This window comes from Corynebacterium yonathiae, assembly GCF_027570195.1.
Lineage (GTDB): Bacteria > Actinomycetota > Actinomycetes > Mycobacteriales > Mycobacteriaceae > Corynebacterium > Corynebacterium yonathiae.
The window spans coordinates 45,371-59,877 of the sequence record NZ_JAKMUZ010000001.1; the positions used below are offsets into that span (position 1 = coordinate 45,371).

A 14,507-nucleotide genomic window follows, 5' to 3' on the forward strand; every position below is an offset into this window, starting at 1 on the left:
GATTTTACGCAGCGGGTAAATCTTACACCGAAGGCGGGTAATATAATCGAATCTATGCCTACGTGGAAAGAAGTAACCGAAGCTAACCCCGAGCACTCCCATAATTTTGCCCGCAAATGGAAGGTGCTTGCTGCACAGGGCAAAGACATCAATGGTGAGGCCCGGCTTATCGACGCCATGGTAGAACGCAACTCCACCATCCTCGACGCCGGCTGTGGCACCGGCCGTGTAGGCGGGGAGCTGCTTCGCCGCGGTCATAGCGTAGTGGGGGTCGATGTCGATCCTATCCTCATCCAGCATGCCGAGCACGACTTCCCAGACGGGCAATGGTTCGTCGGTGACTTGTGCGAGGAAGAGGTGCCGGAAGGACCTTTCGATATTGCCGTATCCGCCGGAAACGTTATGGGCTTTCTAGCGAAGGAAGGCCGCGAGCCGGCATTGCGAAATATTTTTAAGTCTCTCAAGCCGGGTGGTCGCCTTGTTACCGGTTTTGGTGAGGGCCGTGGCTGGGAGTTCTCTGACTTCCTCGACATGTCGCAGAAGGTGGGCTACCGAGTCGACTTCACCTTCTCCTCGTGGGACATGAAGCTCTTCTCGGAGCATTCCACTTTCCTTGTCGCTGTCCTCTCGCGTCCAGGATCGGACCTTTTGGCCTAAAAGCGCCTATCTGCTTGGTCGAAGAAGTCGACCTCGTGGTGGCTCGCGGTGATATAAGCGCGTTCGGCTCGCTGTCGGGTGCGTTCATCCGCTCCGCTGAGCGCCTCCTCGACAATGTCGAGGCTCGCCCGGACGCCGTTGAGGAAGTCCTCGCCCCCATACATGGATAGCCAGGAGTGATAGGGATGTTCAGGGGAATCAAATTCTGCCAAGTATAGGCCTACCTCTGCGTAGAGCCAGTAGCAGGGCAGTACTGCCGCCGCGCCTACCACGTAGTCATCCGTATGCGTCGAGCGGATGAGGAAATCCGTATAGGCGCTAGTAACTCGGGAGGCTGCGGTCGTTATGCCGCCGGCGAGCCAGCCGCGGTGCAGCTCAGCCTCTACCGCTAAGCAGTCATGCGCGCCCTCTGCCCAATGCAATTGCTGTTCCGCTTCTGGAGCTTGGCTGGCAAGGCGGGCCAGTGCCTTGGAATAGGCGTTGAGATATTGAGCATCTTGGTCGAGGTAGAAGCTGAACGCGTCTTTTTCTAAAGCTCCTGTGCCTAAAGCGCGAATGAAGGGTAGCGCCTTGATGGCCTCCCAGTGATCCCCAGCCAAGTTCCACAGGCGTTGGGTGTGGGGTCCGGCCGCAGGGACGAGGGGCTGCTCGACGTATTCTGGCTCCTTCAGGCTGCCGGACAGATATGGCTGCGGCAGGGTAGAGGCCGCCTGCATAAGACGTTGCGAGCGATGAAAGTGGTCCACGGGGCCGTGTCCCTTACCCACCTGGAGCTCATCTGCATGGGCAATGGCCTCGTGCAACCACTGGGTGGACCACGCAAGCGCTGCGGCGGGGGTATCGCCCGCTCCTAAGCGGGTCGCTAGTGCAGACGAGAGCGAGCAGCCTGTGCCGTGCGTATTCTTCGTATCCACGCGACTCGAGGCGACTCGGTGCACGGTCCCATCGGCGTTGACCACCGCATTATCGGCGATATCGGCATCTAGGTGCCCGCCCTTGACGACGACCGCCGTATCAGCGGACTTGGACCATTCTTTAGCTGTGGCAACGGCCTCCTCGAGATTCTCCGCCTCCTTCGTGTGGGTAAGTACCGCCAATTCCTTCAGGTTCGGAGTGATGAGGTCTACTTGGGAGCACAGATCACGCACGGCCTGTTCTGCTTCCTTTTCTAGTAGCCTATCTCCACTGGTTGCCACCATGACCGGATCGAGTACCACGGGAATATCCTCTGGGAGGCGGCGCAGAAAGTCCGCGACCTTGGCGGTAATGGAGGCGTCGGCAAGCATGCCGATTTTCACCGCGTCGATTTCCACATCGTCGATAACTGAGTCCAGCTGCTCTTGCAAAAACTCCACTGGCGGAACATGAACGCTGCGAACGCCCTGGGTGTTTTGGGCCACCAGGGCTGTTACCACGTTCATGCCATAACCGCCCGCAGCAGCGATGGACTTGAGATCAGCTTGGATGCCCGCTCCGCCCGTGGGATCTGTACCCGCGATGGACAGTACTCGGGGATAGATACCTTTAGACATGAAAAGCCTCCTTAAGTTGGGCGGCGGCTGCGGCAGCGTCCTCAGCTGCCATGATGTCGCTAACGACGCAAATTCCGGAGAAATCGGTGCCGGTCAGCTCGTGCGCATTATGGGCTTTGATGCCGCCGATAGCGACGGAATCGATACCTCGCTCGCGTGCGGTGCGGGCGAGTGCGGCGGCCTTAGCTGGGCCCATGCCGGCTGGGGCGTTCCTCTTCGTAGCGGTTGAATACACGGGTCCGATGCCGATGACATCTGGGCGCGTGTCATCCGAAATGGCGGCAAGTTCTGCTTGGCTGCCGATGGATAAACCGATAAGTTGGCCTTCTCCCAGCCTCTGCCGGGCTTCGCGAAAGGCCATGTCATCCTGCCCGATGTGGAGGTGGCAGCCGAGCTTCGCTGCCACCTCCACGCGGTCGTTGATAAACAGTGGGACATCGCCCAGTACAGCAAGCAGTTCGCGCGCGGTGCGCTCAATCTGCTCATCGCTAGCCTCCTTGTCCCGCAGCTGGACGACGGTGACGCCGCCGCGTAAAGCCTCCCGCACGATGGGAACCACGTTGTCACGCCCGCCTGCCAGGTCTGGATCGGTGACCAGATAGAGCGACCAGTCAATACTCATCTAGATCCCCTCTACGTCTGTGACCTTGATGAGGCCCTCGATATCCGCTGTCGGGATGTCGAATAGGGCATCCAACCAAGCAACAGCAAAGGAGCCGGGAGCCTGATGCTTTTCCGCTGCCACACTGCCTGCTGCGCCCACGTGTGCGTGGGCGGCGACGATTGCTTCGAAGGGATCTTCCCATGCAGCCAAATAAGCTGCGCAAATGGCGCCGAGTGAACATCCTGTGCCAATGACGTTTTGGAGCATTGGATGACCCGAGTGCAGGTAGACAGCGCGAATCTCGTCGTCTACGTGGACGATAAGGTCGTGCGGGCCGGAAATAGCCACGACGGCTCCGGTATCTCGGGAAAGCGCCACGGCGGAATCCAACGCGGCTTCCACACCGTCCGTCGATTCGACGCCACGGCCGCCACGGCCTGTACCTTCGAGCGCGATAATTTCTGAGGCATTACCGCGGATTGCCGCTGGATTTTGTGGCAGCACCTCGCGCATGAACTCGGTGCGGTGAGTTAGGCCACCGGCGCCAACCGGATCGAGTACCCACGGGGTCTGCGCGGAACTCGCTCCCGCGATAGCCGCGCGCATGCCGCCGTACTGCTCGGAGCTGGGCGTGCCGCAATTTATTAAAATGCCGCTGGCTACTTGTGCAAACTCACCCGATTCCTCCGGCGTATCGACCATCGCCGGGCTGGCGCCGATCGCAAGGAGGGCATTGGCAGTGACGTTGCTGACGACCTTATTGGTCAAGCATTGAATAAGCGGCGTGGACTCGCGCACAGCATCATGTGCGCGCAGAAAAGCATAATCCACAACTATCCCTTCGCTAGTTCTAACTGAGTGCAGGTTCGATGGGTATTTCTCAGCCGCATCGCGTGCGGCACCCCATGTTGCGTTTTTCAGCCTAACAAAGGTGGCGGAAACTATGTGCGAAAATCAGGGCTTAAGTATCGATTTAAGGGAGTTTCAGCACTAGCAATGGCCAGCGCTGGAGAAATAAAATCGCCGCCTGCGCCTTGCCGTAGGGCAGGCGGGCGGCGATGCGAGCGAGGAGGTTTTACTTCTCGTTCTTGTTGATGATATTGCGTGCGATACGCTGCTGGGTAGTGATTTCCAGGTTTCCGCGGTCGCGGGAGAGGATATTGGTTGCCCAGTTCACCAGCACGGCCAAGCGGCTGCGCAGGCCGACCACGTAGGTCAGGTGCAGGCCGAGCCAGGCTACCCAACCAGCAAAGCCTCCGAATTCGGTCTTGCCCAGCTTGACGACGGCGTTGAAGCGCTTGACGATGGCCATGGAGCCCTTATCGAAGTAGTCGAAGGCTTCCTTCTCGTTAGCAGTGGACTCCTCGTCTACCTTTGCCTGAATGAGCTTAGCGACGTGCGCGCCGCCCTGAATAGCAACCTGTGCTAGGCCAGGCAGGCGGTTGAGGGAAATCATGTCACCGACCATGTAGACGTTATTGTGCTCGCCCACGGTGAGGTCCTCGTTCACGGAGACGCGACCTGCGCGGTCTGCCTCTACGCCTGCCTGCTCGGCAACCATCTTGCCCAGTGGGGAAGCGGCCACACCGGCGGACCAGATCTTGGTAGCACCCGTCAGGGTGGTCTCTTCCTCGGTCTTCATGTCCTTGTAAGTGACGGTATCTGCGGTAACATCGGTAACCATGGCGTTGAGGTGGACCTGAACGCCTTCCTTTTCCAAGGTGCGCTGAGCCTTGCGGCCTAGACGCTTACCGAATGGCGGCAGTACCTGTGGAGCGCCATCAAGCAGGTAGATCTTGGCGGAGGTGGTGCCGTAGTTGGAGTAGACGTCGTTGAGGGTGCGGTTAGCTAGCTCGGCGATCTGGCCGGTTAGCTCCACACCGGTCGGGCCAGCACCAACGATGATGAAGGTGAGGAGACGCTCGCGCTCCGCTGGGTCGTCGGTAAGCTCGGCCTTCTCAAACGCGGAGATAATGCGAGAGCGCAGTTCCAATGCATCATCCAAGGTCTTCATGCCTGGGGCAAACTCGGCAAAGTGATCGTTGCCAAAGTAGGACTGCCCGGATCCAGCAGCAACTACCAGGGAGTCATAAGCGTAGGTGCGGGAGAACTCATCCTGCTCCGCGGTCACCGTCTGATCCGCCAAGTTGATATCAGTAACCTCGGCATTGACGAAGTGAACGTTATCCTGATCGCGCAGCAACTGGCGGGTGGAAGGAGCAACCTCGCCGGCAGAGATCATACCGGTGGCTACCTGGTACAACATTGGCTGGAATAGGTGGTGGTTCTTCTTATCGATGAGAGTGATTTCCACATCGGCGTTCTTCAGCTTTTGAACGGTGTTAAGACCACCGAAGCCAGCGCCCACCACGACGACGTGGTGGCGGCCACCGTTGGGGCGATAAGGGGTATCAGTCATGGAATTAATGCGACCTTCCTTAAGAAAGCTAATGTTTACTACCCATACAGTCTAAACACTTCAAACAGAACGCGCATACTTAATGACTGACAAACTTTCTCAACATCGTTGCGGTTGTTGCGGCAGGAACCGGTACCACCGTGCGGAGCGCCTAAGCCGAGGGCCGCGCAAAGCTGACTAAGGTTAATTCGGATAGTGACTTTCTCCGCCCACCAAGGAGCGCACCTGGCATTATGACTTTCACCCGCCCTGAGCATTTAAGCTCTATCGATGCAGATTCTTGGCCCAATGTCGCGACGGTTCCCGCACCGCGTTGGCCTGGCATGAAAGCCCGCCGGGCAGAAGCCGAATTTGCCAAGGCCTGCGATGACGCAGGTCTAGAACTTGATCTGGATGCCGAAGGCGGACCAGACCTTAAGGTGGGCCATGATGCCTTGTTTGAGCGCATTGCCACCAGCGGCTGGCTCGGGTTTGCGGAAAGCTTTATGGCAGGAGAGTGGACCGTCACCTCCTCCTCACAGCTAGTAAAGGTGCTCGGTCGCCTTTTGGGAGTGGGCTACCTTCCTAAGGCTAAGGCCAAGGCGCTTAGTCCCAGCGATTCAGAGCCAGGGGAGCTACCTCTGGATTTGGTCCGGCTTTATTCTGGTGATGGTTTAAGCCATGTGGGAGGCATCTTTACCAGCGGTGTACCGACTACCATTAGGGAAACTGTAGAAAGCTATAGTCCAAGAGCCGGCCGCAAGGAGCCGAAGAGCCACTTTGTCGATGTCACGACGCTCAGCGAGCCTACGAGCGTGGACAGGGATGACTTAGGCGATGCGCAGCGTCGCGCGGCTGATTGGCTACTCGACGTCACCCGCACCGGCGCCGGAACACACCTATTGGTGTATCCGGCTGCCGGAATGCAGCCAGCGATGCGAGCTACTAAGCGGCGCGCAACCGTGGATGTATTGACCAGTGATGTAGACCAGATAAGTCAGATGCGCGAGGCGCTCGTGCTTGAGGGTGCAGATGATTCGATCCATGTCGAGCGCATACCCGGTGTCGTCCCGAACCCCAAGCAATGGCACGACCATTATGACGCCATCGTCACCGTGGAAAAGGTAGAACAGCTGAGTCCTCACGAGCGCAAAGAGTATATCCGCGCAGTCGACCGGTTTTTGACGCCGAATGGGCGGGCAGGAATCCAGTCCATCGTGGCCACAGAAGCAATGACGGAGGCCGGCAAGTCCTCTATCCAGGCCTTGCGGGCCTACGTGTGGCCAGGACTGGACTATCCACTCACCACAGAGTTGCACCAGCTAGTAGATAAGAACTCTAACCTGCGAATCGTGTCCGAAACCCACGTGGGTACGCACTATCTAGAATCCCTGCGCCAGCAGCGATCCTTTTTTGATGGGCACCTGAGGGAGGCCGCGGCGGCTGGCTTCGACCCAGTATTCCGCCGCCTATGGACATTCCAATTTGCCCTCCGCGAGGCACTGATGACTCTCGGGATGATTGACGCGGTGCAGTTTGGGTTGACCCACCGCAACCGCGGGGGACGGCGTTAGGCGGACGGCAGCTCGTCGAAGTTCTTCATCAGCTCCGCGCTTGGGACAAAGAAATTGGTACCCGTAAGGGCTGTGGAAAAGTCGAGGATGCGATCGTAGTTTCCCGCCGGCTTGCCAATGAACATATTGCGCAGGCGTTCCATGACATTTTCTGGATCCTTGGCGTAGCCAATGAAGTAAGTGCCCATTTCACCAGCTGCAAAGGAACCGAAGACCATATTCTCGCGATAAATATCTTCCTCTAAGTCATTGAGGGCGACGTGAGAATTGGATGGCTTGGTATCGTCATCCAGCTCGATATCGTCAGCCTTGGTGCGGCCGATGACCTTCTCTTGTTCCTCGGTGCTCAGCTCGTTCCACTTGGCAAGGTCGTGAATATATTTCTGGACGGTGACATAGGAGCCACGGGGGTAATCGGCGTCGTCGCCAAGCAGCACAGTATCCAAAGCCTCCTCGGCGAGGGGATTGGCAGTGCCATCTACAAAGCCCAACAAGTCTCGCTGGTCAAGGTATTTAAACCCGTGGGTCTCATCGATGACCGTTGCAGCATCACCCAGTTGGTCTAAAACCTGCCGGGCCATTTCGTGGCAGAGATCGTAGCTATTAGCGCGGAAGTGGAACAGAATATCGCCTGGCGTTGCTGGGGCCTTGTGCGCTGCGTCAATTGCCTCGAATTCCTTTAGCCGATTAGGAAGGGGCGCGCTGGTCAAACGCGACCACATGGAGGCGCCAATGCCAACTACGGTATAAAGCTCACCTTCGTTGTAGCGGAAGTTCACGGACTTGAAGAGTCCTGCGAATCCCGTGAGCATGTCGCGGGTGGCTTGCTCGCCGCCGTCCTTGATTTCGAGAACTAGAAAGAGGGCTGCGCGGGAAGGCTTATCTACTACATGCTGAATCGTCATAATGCCGATTTTACGCACCCAGTGGTGATCAGGTCCGTTCGCCGACTTGGAATCGCCCCTACTAGAGACCTGCTTGGCCTTTATATGCGCTAGTGTGCATTTTAGTTGAAAACTAACCGATAGCCGGGTGAGAAGATGTGGGGCATGGATACGAAGAAGCAAAAGAAAAGCACCGCGCGGATCTTCGTATTATTTGCGCGGAAAGACGATTCATTTGATGAGTCCTTTGCAGGGGTTGCGCTGACGCGCGCCCAAGAAAAAGTCATGGGGCAATGCGTAGACCGCTCAGGGGTGACCTGTTGGACTGAAGAGACATGCCTGCGTGGGTGGAACGGTCCACTGGATGAAGAACACCATCCGGAAGTGGTTTACATCGTATTTAGAGGTGGACACGCGCAGGGATCGGATCCGTCGAGCGCAGAATTCGATCCAGAGCTTAAGGCCGCATGTGCTACGAGAGACCAAGCCGAGAAAGAAGTCGCCCGCGGCAAGAGTAATGACGAGAGCCCAATCTTCGTGAAGGAATGTCATATTTGGAAAGCTTCATTCGGGCGCGTGTTGTCAGGAGCGAACAATAGAGGCGAGGTGCAGGTATCAATGTATGGAGTCAGGAACTAAAAAAGGGAATACCACCCCTAGTTTAAATGACATAATGTACATTATCGGACATTTATCCATGGTTGGGCAGTTTCTTATTTATGCCTTGGTATACCTCGAGCCTTCTGGTCAGTCTTGTCGGGATCCCCGGTTGTTTTTTATTGCGGCGGTTCCTATCGCTCCGCCTTATGCTGTGAAGCTCTGCTTTGCGACGTCGCGCAGTTGCCGCGATACACTCCAGTGGCCACTGGGCCGCCAAGCTGGCTGACTAATCCTATTGAGGGTCGCCGGTATGCAGTCTGCCTCCTGGATACCAGGCGCCTTAACTATTAAGCACTATTGAGCCCCTCCGTGCCACGGGAGCCAGCCATCTATGGCGTGTGACTCCCGATGGGCGGTCGGACGGGTGGATTTCGGCAAAAATGCACCCTACTGGGGCATGTAACCACACCACTATATAACGTCACATTGACGTTATTCGGGGTATCTGCCCACTCCCTTTGAAGGGCCTATCTAACGATTACGGTAAGCGCTCCACAGTTGCCAGATAGTCAGTAGCGCCAGCATCGTCGAAATCGCTGCGATGACCCACATGTGTTGAACGGCTACGAAGACCGTGAAGCCGATGACTACGACAAGGCGCAACCATCTAAACGGGATAATCTGACGGGAGTTCACAGACTAGACCTCGCTAGCTTTTCTCAAAGGAAATACGGAGATTAACTTCACCAGTTTCCTCAACCTTAGCTGCCAACATTTCAGGGGTTTCTACGCCGTAATCAAGGCGATCAACTGGAACGGTGCCGCCGATGACGATCTGATCCCCATCGCGCAGCACGTCGAAGTCCTGAGAAACTTCGTGCGTTTTATCCTTAATGGTCAAGTCACCGGTGAGGTGTACGGTGCCGATGGTGCCGTTGTCTGGGACGTCGGCCAGCGAAGCCGGTTTAGTCAGTTTGAAGGAAGACTCTGGGAAAAGCTCCGTTTCAAAGAGCTTAGACTTCATGTTTTGGTCGCGGACCTTTTTATCCGTAGATAGCTCGTCCATATCGACGGTGACCGTCGCGGTTTTAAGGGTGGAATCAGAAATATCTGCCTGGCCGGTTACCTCAGTGGTCGAACCCGAGGTGGTGGTCTTCTCCGCAGGTAGAACCTCATTGAAGGTAAAGCCAACCGAGGTATGGTTATTGGCACGCCCCTTAGCAACCTGCCAGGTTCCATCCAGTTCTGTAGACGCGGCCTTAGCCCCGTCGGCGGAAATGGGTTCTGTTTTTACGCCGGCCCCTTTAAGGAGCGAATACATCATAGGGCCAATTGCCACGGCGGTCAGCAAAACGATCAGCACCACAAAGATGGTGATAACCAACTTGCGATTATAAAAAAGCTTTTTCATCTTTTATCGAAGTCCTTCTAGGCGTCGGGCCAGGGCGACAAGCTCCTCGCACAAACCGGCAAGCTCCTGCGCACTAGCGCCTTCCTCCGCGGCGGTATTGATATCTTCTGCGGAACAACGTAGTTCAAAAAGTCCGTCGCGCAAACTTTCTGCCTTTTCTGGAGTCAGGATCACGGCATTGGCGGGAATTCCCGTGCCACTGACATTATTCCTTTGCTCATAAGCGCGCTGTTTGCACGAGGCGCTGCAGAATTTACGTGGCCGTCCCCTACCGCCTTGGTCAATGTCCTTCCCACACCATTGGCAGGAGCCGACGTTGCGTTCACGACTAGCTGTACGGATCACTCGATATAGTTTAGTTCATTTTGGGCGGGCTGGGAACAAAGACGCGTGGGTGTTCGTTATAATTAATAGCTCTTAGGCGAAGTTTTGCTTCGCACTCAATCAGGGATCTCTTTGAAAAGGATGATGTTGCATGGCAGATCGCGTACTCCGTGGCAGCCGTATGGGCGCAGTCAGCTACGAAACCGACCGCGACCACGACCTCGCACCGCGCCAGATGGTGAAATACCGCACCGAAGACGGCGAGATTTATGAGGTTCCTTTTGCGGATGATGCTGAAATCCCTGAGGAATGGATGTGCAAGAACGGCAAGCTGGGCCACCTGGTAGAAGGTGAAGGCGTTGAATCTAAGCCGGCTAAACCACCACGTACCCACTGGGATATGCTGCGTGAGCGCCGCTCCATTGAGGAGCTGGATGAGCTGCTTGAAGAGCGCATTAACCACTTGCGCTCCCGTCGCCGTTCTGCAGCACGCCTCCTGAAAGAACAGCAGGAGCAGCAGCAGAAGAACTCTTAAGGTTCTGCGGCAGCTAAAAGGCCCGTACCTCCTTAGTCTTACTAAGAGACGGTACGGGCCTTTAGCGTTGAAGCATGGGCTACTTCTTCAGCTGCGCAATCTGGTGCTTTGCTAGGTGCCCAATTTCCCCAGCGAAGTCAGATACCCAGCCGGCGCCCTTGCGGGCCTGCACGCCGAAATCGTGAATGGAGCCATCCTTGACCTCACGATTGACCAGCTTGGATACGGCGCCGCTAAAATCCTGAAGCTGCTCAGCGCGGTGGGCAACGCCCCACTTGGTTACCTCCAACAGGGAATCCTTAACAAAGGAGCCGTCTAGCTTGGACTCACCATATTCGCGCTCGGTAAAAGTGATTGGAACTTCGCGGACGTCAAAGCCAGCCTTTACCGCGCGGAACGCCAGATCCACCTGGAAGATATAGCCCGCCTTGGATAGCTCGTCGAAATCAATGGATTCGAGCAGCTCGCGGCGGAAGGCGCGGTAACCGGCGGTCATATCGGAGAGGCCAGCACCCAGCGCCACGGAAATGTAGATATTGCCCAAGCGGGAAAGGTACTCGCGAGAGGCTGGCCAATTAACAGTCTCGCCACCTGGGATATAGCGGGAGCCGATAACAAGGTCGGCGCCCTTGTCTACCTCTTCGAGCAGCAAGTGGAGCTGTTCCGGCGCGTGGGAGCCATCAGCGTCCATTTCGCACAGTACCTGGTAGTCGCGCTCGAGTCCCCACTCAAAGCCGGCGATATAAGCGCCCAGCAAGCCACCCTTGCCTTCGCGGTGAAGAACGTGGATGTGGTCATCCTGCGCAGCGAACTCATCGGCCTTGTCACCGGTGCCGTCGGGCGAGTTATCGTCCACGATGAGGATATGGACCTCTGGGACCGCCGCGCGGACGCGTCCGGTAATGAGTGGAAGATTTTCAATCTCGTTATAGGTCGGGATGATGACCAAGGTCGACGATTCAAGCGTGCTCACAGTGTTTATGCTCCTACGTTTTTTCTATGCCGGAGCGGCGCGGGGTGCGTCGCAGGCGGTTTGTGCGCAAAGCTACCAGTGCGCAGACTGTTCCAATAATAACCATGAGCCATTGCAGGAGCGAACCAAACCTAACGGAAAAGGTCTCGCCGCTACGCAACGGCAACTGCTCCACGAGAGCGGCCGGCGTGAAAATTTCCGTGGACTGGCTGACGCGGCCATCGGGGTGAACAATGGCAGAGACTCCAGAGGTCGCCGCCACCACCACTGCACGGTCCGTTTCCATCGCACGCAGCCGGCTCATGGCCAACTGCTGATAGGTCATATCGGAGTAGCCAAAGGTGGCATTATTGGTAGGCGTAGTAAGCAGTTGTGCGCCATTTTTTACCGACTCCCTAAAGGCTTCATCGAAGGAAACCTCATAACACGTTGCCACGCCTACTGGCACGCCTGCCATGGAGACTACACCTGGACCATCGCCGGGTTTGAAGTCTCCAGCAAGATCCACATAGTCAGAAAACTTGGCGAAGAAATCCCGCATGGGCATAGTCTCACCGAAAGGCTGCAGGTACTTCTTAAAGTGATGGTCCCCTACCGTGTGGCCGGGAGCAAAGACCTGCATGGTATTGCGGGCGCCCACATCGTCCCGCGTAGCGGTGCCAACCAGCACGGGAGCATCAATCGCATCAACGGCACCACTGATCGCCTTGGCTGCCCTACCGTCGTGGAAAGGATTGATATCGGACGAGTTTTCGGGCCAGATGACTAGGTCGATGCCCTCATCGCGCGCGGCCAGCTTCTTTGTCTCGGCCACGTGATTGTTGAGAACCGCTTGGCGTTGTCCGGCAAAGTCTAGGCCCATGCGGGGTACGTTTCCTTGAATGGCAGCAACTTTTGCTTCACCCACAATGGAGTCACCGCGGTTGATGCCCAAGCCCGCTACCGTCGCGGTCACAAGGGGAAGAATAGCTGCCGCCAGTGCGACGACCTTGGCCTTCCGCCCGCGTTGAATCACTACGGCGGCGATGCCGCAGCCGCACAATACCGTGGCGACGGTAATAAGGGAGGTACCACCCCACGGCGCTAGGTTGGCTAGCGGTCCATCGATCTGCCCCCAAGCCAGCTTGACCCAAGAAAAGCCGCCAAAGGGTACCGAAGAACGCAGCACCTCCACCGTGAGGTAGACGAATGGGAAAGCAATAAAACCGTACTTCCACCGCGCCACCGCAGTACCGCCAAAGCCCAATAGGATGGCGTAAATCGCAAGCCACACCGCCAAAGCAATATAAGGCCCGCTTCCCACTAACTCCCCGATCCAGGGCAAGATGAGAAGATACAGCACTAGGGAATGCGTTACTGCTAGTAGCGCGCCCAGACGGGCAGAGACGTGCCTAGTTCCCCAGGGCATCAAGCTCACATAAAGCAAGCCCATGCCTACTACTGCGGCCCACCACCAGCCGCGGGGCTCAATAGCGGCATAAGTAAGCAAACCAGAAAGGCCCGCCACTAACAGGCGGGCAATGACCAGCATCACTAGCTCTTTCCGCCCTTAGTCTCCCCACCGGAAGGGCCAAAGTCATCCGGATCCAGGTTTTCGGTCCAGCGGCGAATCTCTTCCTCATCCAAGACCTCATGTGGGCCAGCGTCGTGAGTACTCGGGTGACCGCTTTGTGCGGCTTGTCCGCGCCCAAAGGAGCCAAAGTCGCCATACGTGTCATGCTGCTGCGCCATCGGCGTTGCTTCGTAAATCTTTATACCCATATTTTCGATCTTGCGGTACAAAGACGCTGCCATAATCGTGCGGAAGATAGCGCGGGTGGGCGAGAAAATGAGGAGGGCACCGAGGATAGTGGTGAGGAAACCGGGCAAAGATAGCAGCATGCCGCCCACCAAGGTAAGGCCCACATTGCTGGCGGTCCTGCCCACGTTGTCGCCGCGGACGACGTAAGTGCCGTCTCCTGTGGGTTCGATCTGCTTTCCCATCAATCGTCGCACCTCAATTCCGGCGATGGACATACCGAAGAACATGGTGACAAAGAGTGCGATAAGCGCCCAACCAACACCGATCCACTTAGAGACGGCCCAAAAGGTCAGGGTTTCTGCGACCATGTAGAGAGCAAAATACATAAACGGCATGGACTCAGTCTAACGAGGCAGCCTGATAATGTGCTGGCAACACTCGTGCACGAACCAGCAGCCGGGGCAGGTTAGACTAATGCGCATGGCTACTCCTGTGCTTTATGATGACCCCCAGCACGGCACGTGTGCCCGCATCCACGTCGCCGGCGGCAGCACCCACGCCCAAGATTGGATAACGTTGGCGAAATGTTCCAGTCTATGCGCGGATGGTTTTGTCTACATCGACCGATTTTCCGCCATCGAGCTGCGCGGCATCACAGATGTGCAGGCGCTCAATCAGCAGTTCCAAAAGCTGCAGTTGCGCGCCACCCCAGTCCCGGTGATGGCTTCGCCGCTGTCGGCGGCGGCCAAGCAAACCGCCCAGGAGCTTGCGGCTGAATTGGACGCGGTAGAAGGCGGGCCAGGTCTTGCAGTCATCGCGGAAGACGATAGTCTGCCCGCGGGCGCTGCTGGTGTGAGCTTGAGCATCGACAAGGATGGTTCTTTGTACCTTGGGCGCTCCCCGCTTGGCGACGCCCCCACTACCCCACTGACCCTGCGCACGGCTGCTCAGCATTATTTGGAGGCACGTAAGGAAGCGACACCCCTGGATCACAATGCCTCTGCCCTGGCAGAACCCGGCCCCATTGGCTGGCTGGATGAGCATCTGCCTGCGGGCATCGTTGATCTGGGCGCAGGCGTTCATAAAGGCGCCATTCCAGCCGAATTTGCCCAGCTCATTGGGCAGCTGGAGGTAGACATTACCGTTACTCCATGGGGCGGATTAGTCTTTCACAATATCGCTGAGGGCGATGCCGAGGTGGTTCTGCGCGTACTCGCCCCGCGTGGATTCATTTTCGATATCAATTCTCCACTGCTTCGCGCAGATTAGAACCC

General features: G+C 56.9%; 16 protein-coding genes and 1 riboswitch. Of the genes, 5 read left to right on the plus strand and 11 right to left on the minus strand.

The annotated features are described in order from the left end of the window. Positions 1–54: 54 nt before the first annotated feature. Positions 55–657: a class I SAM-dependent methyltransferase gene (locus L8V22_RS00240; protein WP_238800941.1), complete on the plus strand. Its 603-nt coding sequence runs from the start codon at positions 55–57 to the stop codon at positions 655–657. On the opposite strand, the gene L8V22_RS00245 is transcribed toward L8V22_RS00240, so the two are convergent. The 4 genes from L8V22_RS00245 to L8V22_RS00260 form a co-directional block, all read right to left on the minus strand. Next, on the minus strand, positions 654–2,189 hold the full coding sequence (locus tag L8V22_RS00245; protein WP_238800940.1) for a bifunctional hydroxymethylpyrimidine kinase/phosphomethylpyrimidine kinase: 1,536 nt from the start codon (positions 2,187–2,189) through the stop codon (positions 654–656). The two genes, L8V22_RS00240 and L8V22_RS00245, sit on opposite strands and share 4 nt — an antisense overlap. Then, positions 2,182–2,811 carry a thiamine phosphate synthase gene (gene thiE / locus L8V22_RS00250; RefSeq protein WP_238800939.1) on the minus strand — a complete coding sequence of 210 codons (630 nt, stop codon included), beginning with the start codon at positions 2,809–2,811 and terminating at the stop codon, positions 2,182–2,184. Before thiE ends, L8V22_RS00245 begins: the two co-directional genes overlap by 8 nt. Beyond that, positions 2,812–3,624 (minus strand): hydroxyethylthiazole kinase, encoded by an 813-nt coding sequence (gene thiM / locus L8V22_RS00255; protein WP_238800938.1) that lies wholly within the window; start codon positions 3,622–3,624, stop codon positions 2,812–2,814. Further along, a riboswitch (TPP riboswitch) is annotated at positions 3,612–3,709 on the minus strand. (Overlaps the previous gene by 13 nt.) Positions 3,710–3,868: 159 nt before the next feature. Next, on the minus strand, positions 3,869–5,212 hold the full coding sequence (locus tag L8V22_RS00260) for an NAD(P)/FAD-dependent oxidoreductase (protein WP_238800937.1): 1,344 nt from the start codon (positions 5,210–5,212) through the stop codon (positions 3,869–3,871). Positions 5,213–5,445: 233 nt separating this feature from the next. Between L8V22_RS00260 and L8V22_RS00265 the strand changes: the two genes are divergently transcribed. Continuing rightward, complete coding sequence (locus L8V22_RS00265; RefSeq protein ID WP_238800936.1) at positions 5,446–6,765, plus strand: SAM-dependent methyltransferase; 1,320 nt, start codon at positions 5,446–5,448, stop codon at positions 6,763–6,765. Here L8V22_RS00265 and L8V22_RS00270 read toward each other — a convergent pair. After that, positions 6,762–7,670 (minus strand): Dyp-type peroxidase, encoded by a 909-nt coding sequence (locus L8V22_RS00270; RefSeq protein WP_238800935.1) that lies wholly within the window; start codon positions 7,668–7,670, stop codon positions 6,762–6,764. The genes L8V22_RS00265 and L8V22_RS00270 overlap by 4 nt on opposite strands. A gap of 144 nt (positions 7,671–7,814) precedes the next feature. On the opposite strand from L8V22_RS00270, the gene L8V22_RS00275 reads away from it, so the two are divergent. After that, a complete protein-coding gene (locus tag L8V22_RS00275; RefSeq protein WP_238800934.1) occupies positions 7,815–8,288 on the plus strand; it encodes a hypothetical protein in 474 nt (157 codons plus the stop codon). 492 nt (positions 8,289–8,780) lie between these two features. Here the strand turns inward: L8V22_RS00275 and L8V22_RS00280 are convergent, their stop codons facing one another. The 3 genes from L8V22_RS00280 to L8V22_RS00290 are packed head-to-tail and all read right to left on the minus strand — an operon-like array spanning position 8,781 to position 10,005. Next, positions 8,781–8,945: a hypothetical protein gene (locus L8V22_RS00280; RefSeq protein WP_238800933.1), complete on the minus strand. Its 165-nt coding sequence runs from the start codon at positions 8,943–8,945 to the stop codon at positions 8,781–8,783. A 13-nt stretch (positions 8,946–8,958) separates the two neighbouring features. Next, the gene (locus L8V22_RS00285) at positions 8,959–9,660 is read right to left on the minus strand and encodes a YceI family protein (RefSeq protein WP_238800932.1); all 702 of its coding nucleotides are present in this window, start codon (positions 9,658–9,660) and stop codon (positions 8,959–8,961) included. 3 nt (positions 9,661–9,663) lie between these two features. Then, complete coding sequence (locus tag L8V22_RS00290) at positions 9,664–10,005, minus strand: hypothetical protein (RefSeq protein ID WP_034655353.1); 342 nt, start codon at positions 10,003–10,005, stop codon at positions 9,664–9,666. 130 nt (positions 10,006–10,135) lie between these two features. Here L8V22_RS00290 and L8V22_RS00295 point away from each other — a divergent pair, with 130 nt between their 5' ends. Then, positions 10,136–10,519, plus strand: a complete 384-nt coding sequence (locus L8V22_RS00295; RefSeq protein WP_023021567.1) for an RNA polymerase-binding protein RbpA — start codon at positions 10,136–10,138, stop codon at positions 10,517–10,519. Positions 10,520–10,598: 79 nt separating this feature from the next. On the opposite strand, the gene L8V22_RS00300 is transcribed toward L8V22_RS00295, so the two are convergent. Genes L8V22_RS00300 through L8V22_RS00310 form a run of 3 tightly spaced genes read right to left on the minus strand, consistent with a single transcriptional unit; the run spans position 10,599 to position 13,628 of the window. Continuing rightward, complete coding sequence (locus L8V22_RS00300) at positions 10,599–11,492, minus strand: polyprenol monophosphomannose synthase (protein WP_238800931.1); 894 nt, start codon at positions 11,490–11,492, stop codon at positions 10,599–10,601. Positions 11,493–11,505: 13 nt separating this feature from the next. Next, the gene (lnt, locus tag L8V22_RS00305) at positions 11,506–13,023 is read right to left on the minus strand and encodes an apolipoprotein N-acyltransferase (protein WP_255711756.1); all 1,518 of its coding nucleotides are present in this window, start codon (positions 13,021–13,023) and stop codon (positions 11,506–11,508) included. A gap of 2 nt (positions 13,024–13,025) precedes the next feature. Next, positions 13,026–13,628: an FxsA family protein gene (locus tag L8V22_RS00310; protein WP_238800929.1), complete on the minus strand. Its 603-nt coding sequence runs from the start codon at positions 13,626–13,628 to the stop codon at positions 13,026–13,028. An 85-nt stretch (positions 13,629–13,713) separates the two neighbouring features. Here L8V22_RS00310 and L8V22_RS00315 point away from each other — a divergent pair, with 85 nt between their 5' ends. After that, positions 13,714–14,502, plus strand: a complete 789-nt coding sequence (locus L8V22_RS00315; RefSeq protein ID WP_238800928.1) for a precorrin-3B synthase — start codon at positions 13,714–13,716, stop codon at positions 14,500–14,502. Positions 14,503–14,507 lie beyond the last annotated feature (5 nt).